The following is a 16,537-nucleotide window of genomic DNA, read 5'->3' as shown; positions in this document are numbered from 1 at the left end:
AGTCGAGTATCTTAGCGACTGAGTACTGAATCTCGAATGACAAGACTACCTGTGGTGTTGATGACATCTGCTTGCGTTGAGTCACCGACGATTTTCAAGATGGCTTTTTGCGTCATCTGCTCTAATGGGACACTCACAGAGGTTAGGCTAGGCGTTAAAAACTCGCCCACTTTGCTGTTATCAAAGCCCACGATAGAGATATCTTGAGGTAGCTTGTAGCCCTTCTCTAGAAAAGCTTTCATCGCGCCGATCGCCATATCATCATTTTCCGACAGCACCGCGGTAAAAGAGATATTGTTAGCCAACAGATCCTGCGCTGAGGTATAACCACTCTCCATTGTCCAATCGCCTTGTACGACTCTCAATTCGTCGTAAGCAATTTTGTGTTTGGACAAGGTATCGCGATACGCGGCGAAGCGTTGTTCGTCAGTCGATGACCCTGATTTTCCTCGGATCACAGCGATCTGCTGATGGCCTTGTTCAATAACATGCTCCATCATCACACAAGCACTTTGGTAGTGGTCTGTGGTGATCGCATGTTCAGGTGAAGATGGCATTTCACGGTTGAGCACAAGAATGGGAGTGTCTGTGCTCTCAATGATCTGCGCGATTTCAGATTCACTCAAGCATTGCGGGTAAATAATGATACCGGCGCACTTCATATCGAGCAGAAAGTTAATGGCTTTGCGCTCGTCTTCAGCGCTGTGTTTACCATCGGTAATCACCAACTGATGATTGGATTTTTCACTGTAAGAAGCGGCGTGATACATCAAAGATGAGAAGTAAGGGCCATTGAAAAGCTCGTTAGTAATGACAAAACCGATAAAGTTAGTCTTCTTGGTCGCCAACTGTTGAGCCAACAAGTTTGGTCGATAGCCCGTCTCCTGAATCGCATCAAAGACCTTCTTGGCAACGTCAGGCCTTACGATGTTCTTGCCGTTCAGCACGCGAGAGACCGTCGATTTCGAGACGCCAGCGCGGTTCGCAACATCAAGCATGGTTACCATTCACTTACCCTTCTATAAAAAATCAGCCGACCTAAGCCAGCTAATTGTATTGCTTAGTGAAACGGCAACGCTCGCTGCCGTTTAATTGCAGGCATTCTAAATAGAGGCACCGTTAGATGCAATCACGCCTTTGTACCACTCAAAAGACTTCTTGCGCTTACGCTCTAGTGTTCCTGACTGGTCGTTGTGTTTGTCTACGTAAATGAAACCGTAACGCTTTTTCATCTCACCTGTGGTGAACGATACTAAGTCGATACAGCCCCAAGGGGTGTAGCCCATTAGATCAACGCCATCGATCGCAACGGCTTTTTTCATCTCTTTGATGTGATCGCCAAGGTAGGCAATACGGTAGTCATCATTGATGCTGCCATCTTCTTCGATGGTATCAACCGCACCAAAACCATTCTCAACGATGAACAGTGGCACTTCATAACGCTCATAAAGAGACGCTAAGCAGTAACGCAGGCCTGTTGGGTCAATCGGCCAGCCCCAATCGCTCGATTTGATGAACGGGTTCTCTACTGAGTTTTCATGACCACCGTCCATCGCTTCTTCTGTTGATTGGTGAGAAGACGAGTCCAAGGTATTTGACATGTAGTAGCTAAAGCCGAGGTAATCCGCTTTACCTTCTTTTAGGATTTTCTCATCTTCAGGCTGCATCTCTATATTGAAGCCCTTCAGTGCCCAATCACGCTTGGCGTAACTTGGATAGTGACCACGAACCATGACATCAGAGAAGAAGTAGCGATCACGCATCGCTTGCTGCGCCACCATGATGTCTTCTGGCTTTGAAGAGCGAGGGTAGAAAGGCACCATCGCACACATCGCACCAATCTGCAGACCTGGGTTGATCTCGTGACCTTTTTTCACCACCAATGCGCTCGCAACAAACTGATGGTGAACTGCTTGGTACATCGCTTCTTGCGGCTTTTCGCACTGTGGGAACTTCACGCCAGAGCATAACCAACCGAAGATGTCCGCTGAGGTGTTCATCTGGTTATTGATCTCGTTAAACGTCATCCAGTATTTCACTTTGTGCTGGTAACGCTCCATCACCGTAGTTGAGTACTTAACGAAGAAATCGATCACTTTACGGTTCATCCAGCCGCCGTATTCTTTCGCTAGATGGTAAGGCATTTCAAAGTGGCTCAGCGTCACAACAGGCTGGATATCGTATTTCAGAAGCTCATCAAACAGGTCATCGTAAAACTTTAAGCCCGCTTCACACGGCTCAGCTTCATCACCATTCGGGAAAATACGCGTCCACGCGATACTGGTGCGGAAACACTTAAAGCCCATCTCAGCAAATAACTTAATGTCTTCTTTGTAGCGATGGTAGAAATCCACAGCGACTTGATTTGGGTAGTTTTCACCATCAATCACACCATCGGTGATTCTACGCTGCACACCATGTGCGCCAGCGGTCAATACATCGACAACACTTACACCTTTGCCATTTGCATCCCAGCCGCCTTCTAATTGATGTGCTGCAACTGCACCACCCCATAAAAAATCGTTTGGAAACTCGTTGTTCATACCATCACTCACTAAGAAAAAACATTTACCGAACAGAAACCAGAATTTCACGAAACAACCCTGAAACCGATTTCAAGACCACCAAAAGATACATCTTGAAATCGGTTTCAACAACCAATTTTTGACCTTTTTTATTCAGGATGATTGAATTTAAGAACCAAGTGCTCTGTATATTATTGAGATAAAAGAAAATAGGTTTTATTGAGAGGAAAATAAAAAATTAAGATAGCAAGACATACCGAACTGAATTTTAACTCGGAAACTGAGTACGAGTTTTTCAACAAAATGATTCATATGCCTTGCTCTAAATGAGTGTCGACAAGCTTGAAGTTGAACTGGACAACATATTTGTAACATTATCTTGTGTATTGCAACTAATTGTTCCATAGTCGCTTTTTTGAACGGTCAGGTTATGAGCCATGTTAAGCTTCGCTAAACTACTGATACTCGCCTCTATTTGGGGTGGTTCCTTTCTTTTTATGCGGATAGCCGCGACGCCCCTTGGCCCAGCGATGCTGATTGAAGCTCGCGTACTTTTTGCGGCATTAACACTGTTGCTGGTTTCGATTTATCTAAAGAAAACCCTCAAGTTTACCGCGCATACCCGACACTTCTTTATTCTTGGATTATTCAATACGGCACTACCTTTTCTACTATTTGCCTATGCAGCTCAAACATTGAATGCCTCCACATTGTCGATTCTTAACTCGACAGCACCCATTTGGGCAGCAATTATCGGAGCGATTTGGACCAAGACCCCACTCGATAGTCGCTTAATTTTAGGGCTTGGACTTGGCGTCGCAGGCGTTGGGATTCTGGTTGGGTGGGATGCGATCAACATTGGCCGTGAAGCGATTTTACCAATTGGAGCTGCTGTGGGTGCCGCACTCAGTTATGGCATCGCCTCTAACTACACCAAAATAGCCCCAAAAGTGGAGGCATTCAGCAATGCTCACGGAAGCATGTGGGCCTCGGTGCTATTAGTTTTGCCGTTTGTTTTCTTTATTCCTGTAAGAGAAGCCCCCGACTTAACCATTGCCACATCAGTGATATTATTAGGTGCAGTCTGTACTGGCTTAGCCTACCTACTCTATTTCAACCTAGTGAATGAACTGGGTCCGTCACCTGCACTTTCAGTTACCTTCTTGGTGCCAGTATTTGGTATTTTGTGGGGACACCTATTTCTCGATGAACACATCGGCATCAATACTATCTTTGGTTCAGTATTTGTCATCATAGGCACCATGTTAGTGATGGGTCTGTCGCCCTACACTATGCTTCAAGCCGCGAAGAGACGAAGAGTCAAACAACCTTTGTAATTTCAGGTCATCCGATTCACTCATGAGCGATACTCAAAGTTAAAGTGGAACATCACAGCAACGTAGTCTTAATCCTTCGCGTCTGATATGGTTGTCGCTAGTCTTTCTGTCACGGATATGGGTATTACTTTGAACAGACTCACAATATTGGACGGTGGTATGGGCAGAGAGCTCAAAGAGATTGGCGCTCCGTTTTCACAGCCACTGTGGAGCGCTCAAGCACTTATCGAAGCTCCACAATTTGTCACCCAAGCCCATCAACACTTTATCGATGCAGGTGCTGAGCTGATCATCACCAACAGCTATGCATGTGTTCCCTTCCACCTTGGTGAGCAACGTTTTTCTGAGCAAGGTTTTAACCTCGCAGAGCTATCTGGAAAACTGGCATACTCAGTCGCGAAATCTGCAAATCACTCTGTGACAGTTGCCGGTGCTATCCCACCACCATTTGGTAGCTACCGACCTGATCTATTCAAAGCTGAGCAAGCAAAACCTATCGTGCAAACCTTGTACAATGCACAAGCACCGTATGTCGATCTATGGATAGTCGAAACGTTATGCAGCTTAGAAGAGTTCAGCGCTATTCATAATATATTGAAAGAGTCAGACAAACCTTGCTACTACGCGTTCAGCCTTAGTGATGAGACGGGTTCTTCAGCAATGCTACGATCAGGGCAAGCTGTGACCGACGCTATCAGGCTTGTGGCTCAGTCCGGCGCAGCAGCTGTGCTATTTAACTGCTCAGTTCCAGAGGTGATGGAACAAGCAATTAAAGAGACTAAGCAGGTACTGAGTAAGTTAGACAGCTCAATCGAGATTGGTGTATATGCAAATAACTTTGCACCGATCAGCAGCGAACATGAGGCGAACGATACACTTCAATGTGTAAGAGAGCTGTCTCCTGCAGACTATTTAGTTTATGCGCAACGTTGGTATCAGCTAGGCGCAACCATTATCGGCGGTTGTTGTGGTATTGGCCCTAAACACATTAAAGCGCTTAGGGACTGGAAGTTAACACTGACTGGCCAATAAGCTAGTCGATTGTCTTTAGCGTTGCGCGACTTCCAATACAATCTTACCGACATGGTTTTTCTTCAAGAACTGTTGCTGTGCTTGATGAATATCAGCCAATGGGAAAGACTGAGCCACGATCGGGCGAATCTGTTGTTTTTCGATTCGATTAATCAGATTTTGGAACACTTCAGGCTCAAGCACTGTACAACCAAAGAAGCGTAAGTCTTTGAGATAAAGTGTGCGCACATCTAACTCTACCATCGCACCGCCGATAGCACCTGAGACGGCGTAGCGACTGCCTGGTTTTAACACTTCCAAAAACTGCGGCCACAGTTCTCCCGCCACCAAATCAATCACCACATTGACACTATTTACGCCAAGCGTCTCAATAAGGTTCGCATCTCGAGGAATCACTTCATCGGCACCGAGATCTAGCAGTTGCTGATTCTTGCTCGGACTGGTCATCGCAATCACATACGCGCCACGCGCCTTAGCAAGCTGAATCGCAGCAGAGCCTACACCACCAGAAGCGCCCGAGATCAACACGCGATCACCCTCAGCAACTTGAGCGCGAGTGAGCATGTTCTCTGCGGTTGAATAGGAACAAGGAAATGAAGCAAGTTCAATGTCAGATAGCTCACTTTGAACCGCGTAAGCATGCTTAGACGCAACCTTCGTGTATTCAGCAAAACCGCCGTCGCACTCAGAACCAAAGTACCAAGGCTGAGGGAGTTCTCGACCGTACACTTCCGTTAGACATGGTTCGATCATCACACGCTCACCAATACGAGAAGTGTCAACTTGTTCACCCACTGCAACGATAACACCACATACATCCGCACCTTGAATTCGCGGGAATTTCAAAGACTCGCCAGACCAACTGGCATCATCAGAATTATCGCTCTTCGAGTACCACCCAATGCGCGTATTAATGTCTGTATTATTAACGCCCGCCGCCATCACTTTAATCAATACTTCGTTAGGCGCGGGCGTTGGAACCGCAACACCCTTTCGGTATTGCAGCATCTCTTCTCCGCCATGGCCTAACATTTCAACGGCTTTCATCGTTGCTGGTACATCAAAACTCATAATGAATCCTCAATTAACAGCGTTTTAGCTGTGCTTTTTGCAGAAGCGACAGCTGCCTGACCGAGTACAGGCCATGCATTTGAAACGCCTTCATGCAATAGAAATAGTGGAGTAGATAACGCGTCGTTGTGACTCAACTGACCTAGTAGCGCTCGCACTTCATGTTTGTGGTCGAGTACAGCTTGGTTAATCAACTCATTGTCAGGAAACGCTGCAATCGCGTTCATAGACAAGCAACCGTGTGGTGCATACTCTTCCATCCAATTTTGCAGTCGCGTAAATACATGCTCGATACACTCTTTAGCGCTTTGCGGTGCCTCTTCGCGTAACAGACTCAGATAACGCTGATGGCGATATTCAAGAGCTCCAACAATCATCGCCTCTTTTGAAGGGTAATGTTTGTACAAGGTTCTTAAGCTCACGCCACAAGCCGTTTTCAATTGAGCAACACTTGGTTCAGCAAAACCGTGTTGGCTAAATGCAACTTCAAGCGCTGCGGCAATTTGTTCTTTCAACATAGAGCAATCTCAATAGGTTTCAGAGAAAATAGATCAACGCACTCACGGTGGTAGAATACTTGTTTTACCTATAGGGTAGAACGATCATTCTATCCCTGTCAATCACCTTTTATAGTTCACCGTATAACAACCAAGTCTTCTTTATCTGAACTCTCATTAAATCAGCTTGTTACCAGTTCCGGCTTTCTGTCCTTTTTTGGGCAAGTCGGTTGCTGAGACCAACGTAATGCTGCGGGTCTGTAGAAGACTAAGACGTTATTTCGAACAACAAACAGGCAAGTGCCTTCGACGTTTGATCGAAAACATCTATCGGGTCTGTTCGATGATCAGCTCTCTTAGCCATTTGTGGCTTGGCTCAGAGTCGTAGTAACGGTGCCAAAGGAGAAATAGACCACCCGGCACCAACTCGATCGGTATCTGTTTCATCACCAGTTCGCCACTCTCAATGTAGTCTCTTACCGAGTTGTAGGGATAACACATCAATAAATCGCTTTGCTTACAGAGTTTCACCGCACTCGATATATCAGAGACGTTGGCTGCCTTGTTGATCTTAAGCTGCTTCGCTTGCAGTATTTCTAACAATAACCAATCGCCTACCCCACCCGTCACCAACTGAATGTGTCGATATTTGAGGAAGATGTTTAGATTCCACTCTTCCTTCAATGCTGGATGATCTTTACGCATCAAACAGACTGAGTAATCTTGAAGTAGCTCGACGTAATTCAGATCAGACGGAATACTATGAACGTGCGTGCTGGCGCGCTCGTCTAGCTCGAAAATACCGATACCGAAATCCACCTCTCGCTTTAACAGGCGTTTGTAGGTTTCACTTGTCCACGTCGTACTGTTTATGGTGATGTTGGGGGCTTGCGCTAGCGCGTTGGGCATAAATTGGGGATAGATCGCAGTGTAGGCCGTCTCGACGAGATCAATGTTAAAGGTACGATCACTACCAAGAGGGTCAAAATCCTCAGGCACTGTAAGCTGTTCAACTTGAAGTAATATTTGATGCACTTTCGGTGCTATTTCCAGTGCTTTTGGTGTAGGAAACAGACCTTTAGACTCACGTTCGAACAAAGGATCATCAAACAAAGTACGAAGTTTTGTCAGTTGTTTACTCACTGCGGATTGGCTCAAAAACATGCGCTGTGCGGTCTTGCTTACACTGCGCTCTTCGAGTAAAACGTGCAAGCAAAGCAAAAGATTCATATCGCATTTCAGTAATCGCTTCACATCAACCATGATATTCCTCAGATTCACATCAAAAATGATTTTATGTCACTTTCAATCATATCATGAAGTTGGTAATTTAGACCCATATAACCTATGAGTTAACTACTCAAGAATAATAGAACTAAGGAATACTCATGAACTTTCTAGCACTCCCTAAGATTGATCTTCACTGCCACCTAGACGGAAGCGTTCGTCCAGACACCATCATTGATCTTGCAAAGCAATACGATATTGAGCTACCTGCAGACCGTGATGCCGTAGTTGAGTCTCTTACTGTGCCAGAAGACTGTAAGAACCTAGATGAGTACCTAGCGTGTTTCTCTCTGCCGCTTAAAGTAATGCAAACTGAAGAAGCGATTGAGCGTATCTCTTACGAGCTTTACGAAGACGCAGCTCTTGAGAACGTGAAATACCTTGAAGTGCGTTTTGCACCTATTCTTCACGTAAACAAAGGTCTGTCGCTTGATACGATCATCGCAAGCGCTGTGAAAGGCATGAAGCGTGCAGAAGAGAAGTACGACATCAAAGGTAACTACATCCTTTCTGTTCTTCGTATGTTCCCGAAAGACTCTATCAAAGACGTGATCGATGCAGGCCAAGCTTACCTAGGTAAAGGCGTTGTAGCATTTGATATCGCAGGCGGTGAGAAGCCAGGTTTCTGTGCAGAGTTCCCAGAGTACACAAAATACGCCATCGAAAAAGGCTACCGCGTGACAGTACACGCTGGTGAGCAATGGCACGGTCAAAACGTTTACGACGCAGTAACGCTACTAGACGCTGAACGTATTGGTCACGGTGTTCACATTCAAGGTAACGAAGATGCGTACAACATCGTGAAAGAGAAACAAGTTGCGCTAGAAACGTGCCCAACAAGTAACGTTCAGACCAAGTGTATTCACAAGTTCAGCGGCCACCCTATCTCTGAATTCCAGAAAGACGGTATCGTGGTAACGATCAACACTGACAACCGCACAGTGTCGAACACAACCATGACGAACGAAGTTAAGCGTGTATGTGAAACGTTCGACCTGACCAAAGAAGATTACGCTCAAATCTACAAATACTCTGTAGAAAACGCGTTTGCTTCAGACGAAGTAAAACAACACCTAATGAGCTTTGCAGACCAAATCTAAATAGGTTTGAAATAACGCAAGATAAATCAGGAAGAGAAAGGCGAGAGCTTTTCTCTTTTTTATTGGCTTAGAAAGCGACACCATGCATCAACAACAGACCGTACGCAAAAGGTGTCAGGCCAAGATAACCTAGCCTTAGCATGGTGCTTCTTGTTTGTGACATATCGCCTCCCTACAGTTGTTGCTCAATGACATTTATCAGGGTAGCGCTTGAAGGTGAAGTCGAGCTGCCAAACGTACCGACAACATTGCCATCTTTATCAATTAAGTATTTGTAGAAATTCCATCGAGGAGAAACGCCTGCTTGCTTCTTGATTTCACTAAACACTGGGTTGGCGTCAGGCCCTGAGATTGAAGAGCGCGCCATCATCGGGAATGTCACGCCATAATCGAGATAACACACTTTGGCGCTGTCTGCCTCGCTACCTTTGTCTTGTCGGAAGTCATTACTCGGGAATCCAACCACTGTGAAGTTCTTATCTTTGTACTCTTGATGGAGCGACTCAAGTTGTCCAAACTGAGAAGTGAATCCACACTGGCTTGCGGTGTTGACGACTAGCAATGTTTTTCCTTGGAACTCCTCGCACAAGCTCACCTCCTCTGTGGAATTTAGCAAACGTTGTGAGCCTTTTAGTATATCTGGGCACGCTGCCGCAAAAGAGAGTGTCGTTATTGAGGTTAAGCAAAAGCCAACCAAAAGTTGTAGATATCTCGTCATGTTATTCTCTCAGTTAGAAACCATACTGGTTGTACTGCCCCTGAGCGTCTTTTGATCACTACTGCAAGCGATTCACAACACTTTTAGATAAGGTTGCACCAATTGGCGGATGTTGACCTTAGCACCAATTCTCGCGGCCAACAGATACATACCTCCGATCTTTCTATGCAGGAATAGAGCATCGGCAGGAGGCGTGTGCCAATACTCTTGCTCCATACTCAAGATCGTTCCAGCTTCCCGGAGCCTCTTGGCAAGGTCACTCTTTTTAAAGTCATACTGCCCTTCAACCAGCATAGGCTCGCACGCCATCTTGACAAGGTTGAGTACTGCCTGACGCTGGCTATCCACAATGGTATTACTGAAGAATCCGATCTCTTCTAGAGCTCGGTTGAGACCTAATTCATCCCCCTCGATCACGGAGCGAAACACTTGACGATAACCGTTACTGAACTTGTCGCTATACTCTCGCGTCGCTCCAAAATCGAGTAGGCCGATCTGATTGGTTTTTTCATTGTAGAGGTAGTTAGCGAAATTGGGATCGGTTTGCACCATCTTCAATTCAAATAGCTCCTTAAACAGCAGTTCAAGCAGACTGGACACGACAAAATCGCGTGTTTCTTGTGATGTGTGCTCAACCAACTCGACCGATTGCCCCTCAATAAACTCCATGGTAAGTACCGTATCAGACGAGCTTACAGAGTGGATTTTAGGTACGAGAAAACGACTATCAGCCTGCAGTGCTTGATGATAACGAATGGCAAACTGCGCCTCTCGCTGGTAATCAGCTTCATCATGCAGCTGCTTTTTCGCCTCTTCCAACAAGCCCTTGTAATCGACTGACTCAGGAATCAACCCCACCACTTTAAGTAGGGTACCGACATTATCAACATCGCTATCGATACTCTTTCGAATACCCGGGTATTGAACCTTAACCGCCAATTTATCACCCGCATCACTATACGCTTGATGCACTTGTCCAATCGAGGCGCTCGCGATCGGCTTAAAATTAAAAGCGATGTACTCCGATTTCCAATTGGGTCCGAGTGAATTTTCCAGCACTTGATTCAGTTGCTTGGCAGGGAGAGGGTCCGCATCCGATCGAAGCCTGCTCAATATATCGGCGAGCTCAGGCTCAAGAACATCTCCTGCGTCCATCGACAACATTTGCCCTAGCTTCATAGCCGCCCCTCGAAGATGTGCGAGCTGTTCAGTAAGGCGAGCAATGTTCTGTGGTGTCAATAATAGATCTCGTGCTTTCGGTCGGTTACCTTGAGCTATTTGCTTGGTCCCTTCTGCCAGTACGTTGCCCGCAACACGAGTCGCCAGCGACGCAAACTTACCGAAGCGTGAAATTCTGTGGGTTGGGATATTCCTTTCTTTTACCGACATAAAAACTCCGTCAAAGTTAACTTCTCTGTATACGAACAGAAACCGACTCTGGATGATTGGAAATGCGATTATTTATGTGAATGCTGCATCTCCCCTAAAACAACATATTTACATTGATGGTTTTACAAAATACTCCCTCAAAACCCTTTGCAAAGGTCATCGATCTGACCTAACTTCAATTATGTGCAAGGTAGCATAGCAGTCGACAGGAGTGAATGACGACTGGGAGATTGGAGTGTTATATGGATTTAACGAACAGGGCCGCTCGCATTTTTATACCCGCTATTTTCATCCTTGTTTTTTCTAGCGGCATCGCTTACTACTTGGTCTATGAAAAGCAAATTAAGAACCAGATCGTAAGTAAGTGGTGTGTACAGCTTGAGTTTGTGGTGAAACAGATCGGAGAAGAGCTTCGGGATCAAAAAGCCTTCTTGAACAACATCGTAGAAAGAGAGAGTTTTATAAAGAGAGTAGACTTAAATCGAACAGTCTACGACGCGTTTTCGTCGATCGATACACAATTAGGCAGCACGCGATTTGACTATAACATCGACAATTCATACTCGTTTGCCATCATCGATTCGCACTCCAACCTCATTGCGAGCTCAGTACAAACGTTAAAGCATCAATCCAATCAACTATTCCTAGACACAAGCCGTACTTACCTCTCTGACCCAAACAACTCAGAAAAGCTCTCTATCATAGATGGCAAACTCTATGCCATTACCGCACGCACTTTAGACGGCTACCATGACCGCATTGCAATCCTCATATTGCCCATTTCTGTATTCGATGACTTCAAAGCTACCTTAAAAGAGCAACTGCCATTAGGGTTCGCTTTTGACTACCGCTTTCTAACTGGTAAAGAGAGAAGCATGTTTTCGCCACACGAGGCAGAGCCGTTAGTGGTTGCGTTGACCAACTATCACGCCTTTGACAGCCGCTCGATGAAGATGGAAGTGAACTACTCTGATGGTGTCGCTTTTAAACACACGGACCCTTTCATTTCCGCATCCTTACGTGTTTTCCCTGAAAATTACCAAAACCAACTCAATCAAGCCAAGATTACAATAGGCGGCGCTACCTTAGCGATAACGCTACTGCTCATTTGTGGTGGTTACTTCCTATTTTATCGACAAGTACTCCAGCCTCTTCAGGCTTATACTCGAGAGATCGATACATTTAAATCAAGCGACCCAACTCAACCGAGCAAAGATAAGCAGATGGACCCTCGCTATCAATCAGTATTCGAACGTGTCAAAACGTTAGTGGAAACCGATACGCTTACTGGTCTTGATAACCGCACCTTCTTTATGCAAAACTTGAAGAGACTGCTCTCTGAAGAGCACCACGGTACAAGTTATCTTATCTATATCGACCTCGATAAATTTAAAGCGATTAATGATAATTACGGTCACGATGCAGGTGACGAGCTCTTAATACGCTTTGCGTCATCCACTCAACAAATACTGCAACGCTCACGTGCTCGTCTGTTTGAATCTTACCTTTTTGCACGGCTCAGTGGGGATGAATTCGCCATTTACATCTATGGTATAACTCGCCTCTCCGACATTTTGAGCGTACTGGAAAGCATTGAAGCGCAGTTTGAATCCAACTTTTTTCTCGGTGATCAACGTTATCGTGTAGGGATAAGCTTGGGTGTGGTTGAGATCAACGAGCATAATGAGAATCTCACTACAGACTCGCTGATGATTCAAGCGGATAGAGCAATGTATGTGGCTAAAGAATCTGATGCTCGCCACTACTTTTACAACTCAGCTCTCGAAGAGGTAGTCGCTAAAGAGCTCCTGATTGAGCAGACTTTGATAAGAGCACTTAATGAAAATGGGTTTAACTTTTCATTCATGCCGATCATCAATGCTGCTTCAAAAACGCTACGGGGTTTTGAACTGTTATTGCGCTGCCCAGAACTGGCCGAGAAAAATATCGGCCCAGATGAGTTTATCCCATGCGCCGAACGGACAGGTATGATTCGTGACATCGACATGTGGGTGATCAGTAATGGTCTCGTGGCCGCCAAAAAAATTATTGATAGAGGAAACCGTTCACTCAAATTTTCTATCAACATCTCCAGTTTGGAGTTAATGTCACCGGGTTTTCCTGCCGACGTCAATCGTATGCTAATTAGCACTGGGGTACCGGCTGAGAACATCGAATTTGAAGTCACGGAAACTGCGTTTGTACCGGATGAAACCACTGAACTAGACGTGTTGTTTGATTTGAAAAAGATTGGCGTAGACCTAGCCATCGATGATTTTGGTACTGGGTTTACCTCTTTCAGTCAGCTCATTCGTTACCCATTTGACACCTTGAAAATCGACAAATCCTTCGTTGATCAAATCTTCAATAACAACCCCTCCAAACAAGAAATGGTAAATGTGCTTTATCGCTTAGCCAAAAATTACTCTCTTAAGGTTGTGGCTGAAGGAGTTGAGACCAAAGAGCAAGAAACCTTCCTAACTCGCTTGGGCTGTAACTACCTGCAAGGTTACTACTACGGAACGCCGGTCACCGAAGAAGATGTGTTGGCTCTGATTGCCAAGTTCCACAACCAACAAGAGACAAATGCCCGTTGACTCATTCAGGTAAAATGGCAACAACACAAACGAAAAGACCACGCAAAAATGCGTGGTCTTGTATTTTAATCGACACAGTGGCGTTCGCTTTGTCTTTAAGCAGACTATTTCGCAGACTCGTCCGTTTTAATCGTATTCGCGATGCCTTCTAGCTGAAGCACAGGCGCTGCATCAATGTCTTCTGCATTCATCATCGAAGAGATGCGTTGCATCGAAGAGAGAAGTAGACTCTGTTCCCACGGCTCTAAGTTTTGGAACTTGTTAACAAAGTTATCTTGAAGAGGCGGTGGCGCACTGTTTAGCAGGTCTTGACCTTTTTCGGTTAGATTCGCGTGAACCTTACGTCTGTCTGACACACTGCGCACACGCTGTACATAGCCGTTTTGCTCCAAACGGTCAATGATGGTGGTCGTCGTCGCTTGACTCACATTAGTGTGGTTCGATAACTCTTTGATCGTCACATTGCCCATCTCTTGGATTGCTCTCATTAAAATCAATTGAGGGCCAGTCAATCCATACTCTTTACTCAGCTTTTTCGAGTGTAAATCGATAGCGCGAATAATTTGGCGAATAGCGACCAGGATTTCGTCATGTTTGTCCAAGATGCAGACCTTTGTTCTTTTTTGCTGTGAGTGAGTTTACAGAGCAAATCGAGTCGCGCGGTTATACTGCCGGCGAGATGAGAATTACACTGTAAATTGATAGATTAATTCATTGATTTTTCCGCATTGTACTTATGTTAATACTATTCTCAATCTTTTCTGAAACTCTAACCCTGCGCAATATGGCACTTTTGTGAAATCACCCAGGATAAAAGCATGATTGATATAGAGCTTAAATGTAAATGAGACTACAAGCGAAGGCCGTCTCATTTACCGATTAGAGCGGCTTAGGCTGCGCTGTTGAGCTGAAAATCTCCGGTCAACGCACTATAGAACTCGCTATCATCCAAAATACCTACCAGCTGTTGGTCTTCCACCAGCAAGATTGGGTAATCACTCTGCTGTTTGAGTTTGATTGCGTCACGCATACCAATGTCAGGACTCGCCAACACCAGAGTAGACGGCTCAAGATCCAAATGTTCTGAATCTGACGCCTGCCATGTATGAAGGTTGAAGTCGCTTTCTCCTTTTACGCTGAACGCTCCTTCGACTTGCTCTATCCATACGTCTTTACTCGCGCAAATTTTCCAGCTCTGATCTTGCTGTTCAAGGTCTGCCATAGGCTGCATTAAGGAGCGCCCTTTAAGCACATTCAATGGGTTGGTATGGGCAACAAAGTCCTTCACATATTCGGTCTTTGGCTTAAGTACGATCTCTTCTGGCTTGCCATGTTGAATCAATTTACCCGACTCCATGATCGCGATGTTGTTACCGATTTTAAGCGCTTCATCGAGATCGTGACTAACGAACAAAATGGTTTTATTAAGCTTATTTTGCAGAATAATTAACTCGTCTTGCAGCTGAGCTCGAATCAGAGGGTCAAGTGCAGAGAAAGGCTCATCCATCAGCAGAATATCCGTGTCCATCGCGAACGCTCTTGCTAAACCAACACGTTGCTGCATACCACCCGATAGCTCATGTGGGAATTTGGTTTCCCATTCAGCAAGACCTACCATTTCAAGTTGCTCACGCGCTTTCGCTCGACGTGCGTCTTTTGCCATACCTTGCATCTCTAAGCCAAAGGCCACGTTGTCCAACACGGTCATCCAAGGCATAAGAGCAAACTTTTGAAACACCATAGATACACGATGAGTACGAAGGTGACGCAAAGTCGCTTCATCACACTGCGCAAGATCGACCTGTTTGTCACCATCTTTCACTTCAAGTGAGCCACGGCTGATTGGATTCAAACCATTCACCGCGCGCAGCAGTGATGACTTGCCAGAACCCGACAACCCCATCAACACACAGATCTCACCCTCTTGAATATTCAAAGACACGTTGTCGACACCGACTACTTGGCCTGTCTCATCGATAATCTCCTGACGAGACATACCTTGATCGAGTTTCTCAAGTGCCAATTGGGTCTTATCGCCAAATACAACATCGAGGTTCTTAATGGTAATCGCATCCATTTTTTGCTTATCGTGATTCATGATTAAGCCTCCTTCTGATTAGGTGTTTTACACAATCGGTCAAGAATGATCGCCACAAGAACAATCGCTAAGCCCGCTTCAAAACCTTGAGAAATGTTTACGGTATTCAACGCTCGAACTACCGGTTTTCCTAGGCCATCTGCACCGACTAACGCTGCGATTACTACCATCGACAGTGACAACATGATGCACTGAGTTACGCCTGCCATGATGCTTGGTAGAGCGGCTGGCAGTTCAACTTTCATCAACAATTTCATGCGGCTGGCACCGAATGCTTTGCCTGCTTCGATCAACTCTTCTGGCACCTTAGTGACTCCGAGATAGGTCAAACGAATCGGTGCAGCAATGGCGAAGATGATGGTGGATATCAGCCCAGGTACAATCCCTAATCCAAACAGCACTAAGGTTGGAATCAGATAAACAAACGTTGGAACAGTTTGCATCAAATCGAGGATCGGTCTTAACACGGTATAGAGCCAAGGACGATGTGCCGCCATGATGCCCAATGGAACGCCAATTAATACGGAAATCGTTGTCGCAGCAAAAACAAGGACAAAGGTTTCCAGCATTTCTTGCCAGTACCCAAGATTTAGGATGGTCAGTAGCGCCGCCACGACAAACACCACCAGTGAAATCTTACGATGTAAATACCATGCGATTGCCGCTGTGATTAAAATCGGCACAGCAGGTGGCATCCACTTAAATACATCAACAAGAAACAGAATAACCGTCTCCAAAAAAATAGAGATAGCATCAAACAGTCCTGCCGCATTGAGCGTTAGCCAATCGACACTCGCTTCCATCCATTGACCCACAGGGATTTTGTTGTCGGTAATAAAATTCACAATATTGCCTTTTCTGTGGTGAGCTGCGAAAACAACTCACC

At 45.4% G+C, this 16,537-nt stretch carries 14 protein-coding genes; 4 read left to right on the top strand and 10 right to left on the bottom strand.

What is annotated here, in order from left to right; translation table 11 throughout:
- Window positions 1-11: 11 nt before the first annotated feature.
- Together vsple_RS18480 and vsple_RS18475 are read right to left on the bottom strand one after the other, a co-directional pair.
- Entirely contained in the window at window positions 12-1,007 is a 996-nt protein-coding gene (locus tag vsple_RS18480) for a LacI family DNA-binding transcriptional regulator (protein ID WP_261883348.1), read from the bottom strand.
- Between the two features lie 96 nt (window positions 1,008-1,103).
- Entirely contained in the window at window positions 1,104-2,543 is a 1,440-nt protein-coding gene (locus vsple_RS18475) for a 6-phospho-beta-glucosidase (RefSeq protein WP_261884014.1), read from the bottom strand.
- Between the two features lie 479 nt (window positions 2,544-3,022).
- On the opposite strand from vsple_RS18475, the gene vsple_RS18470 reads away from it, so the two are divergent.
- Window positions 3,023-3,862: a DMT family transporter gene (locus vsple_RS18470; RefSeq protein WP_255232811.1), complete on the top strand. Its 840-nt coding sequence runs from the start codon at window positions 3,023-3,025 to the stop codon at window positions 3,860-3,862.
- 129 nt (window positions 3,863-3,991) lie between these two features.
- Entirely contained in the window at window positions 3,992-4,894 is a 903-nt protein-coding gene (locus tag vsple_RS18465; protein WP_261883347.1) for a homocysteine S-methyltransferase family protein, read from the top strand.
- Between the two features lie 15 nt (window positions 4,895-4,909).
- Here the strand turns inward: vsple_RS18465 and vsple_RS18460 are convergent, their stop codons facing one another.
- The 3 genes from vsple_RS18460 to vsple_RS18450 all read right to left on the bottom strand — a co-directional run bounded on the left by vsple_RS18460 (window position 4,910) and on the right by vsple_RS18450 (window position 7,725).
- The gene (locus vsple_RS18460; protein WP_261883346.1) at window positions 4,910-5,965 is read right to left on the bottom strand and encodes an alcohol dehydrogenase family protein; all 1,056 of its coding nucleotides are present in this window, start codon (window positions 5,963-5,965) and stop codon (window positions 4,910-4,912) included.
- Window positions 5,962-6,483: a TetR/AcrR family transcriptional regulator gene (locus vsple_RS18455; RefSeq protein ID WP_261883345.1), complete on the bottom strand. Its 522-nt coding sequence runs from the start codon at window positions 6,481-6,483 to the stop codon at window positions 5,962-5,964. The genes vsple_RS18460 and vsple_RS18455 overlap by 4 nt, the downstream gene beginning before the upstream one ends.
- Window positions 6,484-6,789: 306 nt before the next feature.
- On the bottom strand, window positions 6,790-7,725 hold the full coding sequence (locus tag vsple_RS18450; protein WP_261883344.1) for a LysR family transcriptional regulator: 936 nt from the start codon (window positions 7,723-7,725) through the stop codon (window positions 6,790-6,792).
- A 125-nt stretch (window positions 7,726-7,850) separates the two neighbouring features.
- Here vsple_RS18450 and add point away from each other — a divergent pair, with 125 nt between their 5' ends.
- Window positions 7,851-8,849 (top strand): adenosine deaminase, encoded by a 999-nt coding sequence (gene add / locus vsple_RS18445; RefSeq protein WP_261883343.1) that lies wholly within the window; start codon window positions 7,851-7,853, stop codon window positions 8,847-8,849.
- A 172-nt stretch (window positions 8,850-9,021) separates the two neighbouring features.
- Here add and vsple_RS18440 read toward each other — a convergent pair whose 3' ends face one another.
- Both vsple_RS18440 and vsple_RS18435 read right to left on the bottom strand, forming a co-directional pair.
- A complete protein-coding gene (locus tag vsple_RS18440) occupies window positions 9,022-9,567 on the bottom strand; it encodes a glutathione peroxidase (RefSeq protein WP_261883342.1) in 546 nt (181 codons plus the stop codon).
- Window positions 9,568-9,639: 72 nt separating this feature from the next.
- Window positions 9,640-10,956: an ABC1 kinase family protein gene (locus tag vsple_RS18435; protein ID WP_255232219.1), complete on the bottom strand. Its 1,317-nt coding sequence runs from the start codon at window positions 10,954-10,956 to the stop codon at window positions 9,640-9,642.
- A 242-nt stretch (window positions 10,957-11,198) separates the two neighbouring features.
- Between vsple_RS18435 and vsple_RS18430 the strand changes: the two genes are divergently transcribed.
- Window positions 11,199-13,553 carry a putative bifunctional diguanylate cyclase/phosphodiesterase gene (locus vsple_RS18430; protein ID WP_261883341.1) on the top strand — a complete coding sequence of 785 codons (2,355 nt, stop codon included), beginning with the start codon at window positions 11,199-11,201 and terminating at the stop codon, window positions 13,551-13,553.
- Between the two features lie 104 nt (window positions 13,554-13,657).
- On the opposite strand, the gene vsple_RS18425 is transcribed toward vsple_RS18430, so the two are convergent.
- The 3 genes from vsple_RS18425 to choW form a co-directional block, all read right to left on the bottom strand.
- Window positions 13,658-14,155, bottom strand: coding sequence for a MarR family winged helix-turn-helix transcriptional regulator (locus vsple_RS18425; protein ID WP_255232221.1), 498 nt, complete (start codon window positions 14,153-14,155; stop codon window positions 13,658-13,660).
- A 287-nt stretch (window positions 14,156-14,442) separates the two neighbouring features.
- Window positions 14,443-15,651, bottom strand: coding sequence for a choline ABC transporter ATP-binding protein (gene choV, locus vsple_RS18420; RefSeq protein WP_261883340.1), 1,209 nt, complete (start codon window positions 15,649-15,651; stop codon window positions 14,443-14,445).
- A gap of 2 nt (window positions 15,652-15,653) precedes the next feature.
- Window positions 15,654-16,496: a choline ABC transporter permease subunit gene (gene choW, locus vsple_RS18415; RefSeq protein ID WP_261883339.1), complete on the bottom strand. Its 843-nt coding sequence runs from the start codon at window positions 16,494-16,496 to the stop codon at window positions 15,654-15,656.
- Window positions 16,497-16,537 lie beyond the last annotated feature (41 nt).

Source organism: Vibrio pelagius, from assembly GCF_024347575.1.
GTDB classification, from domain to species: Bacteria; Pseudomonadota; Gammaproteobacteria; order Enterobacterales; family Vibrionaceae; genus Vibrio; species Vibrio pelagius.
This window is presented reverse-complemented; position numbering and strand designations above follow the sequence as displayed.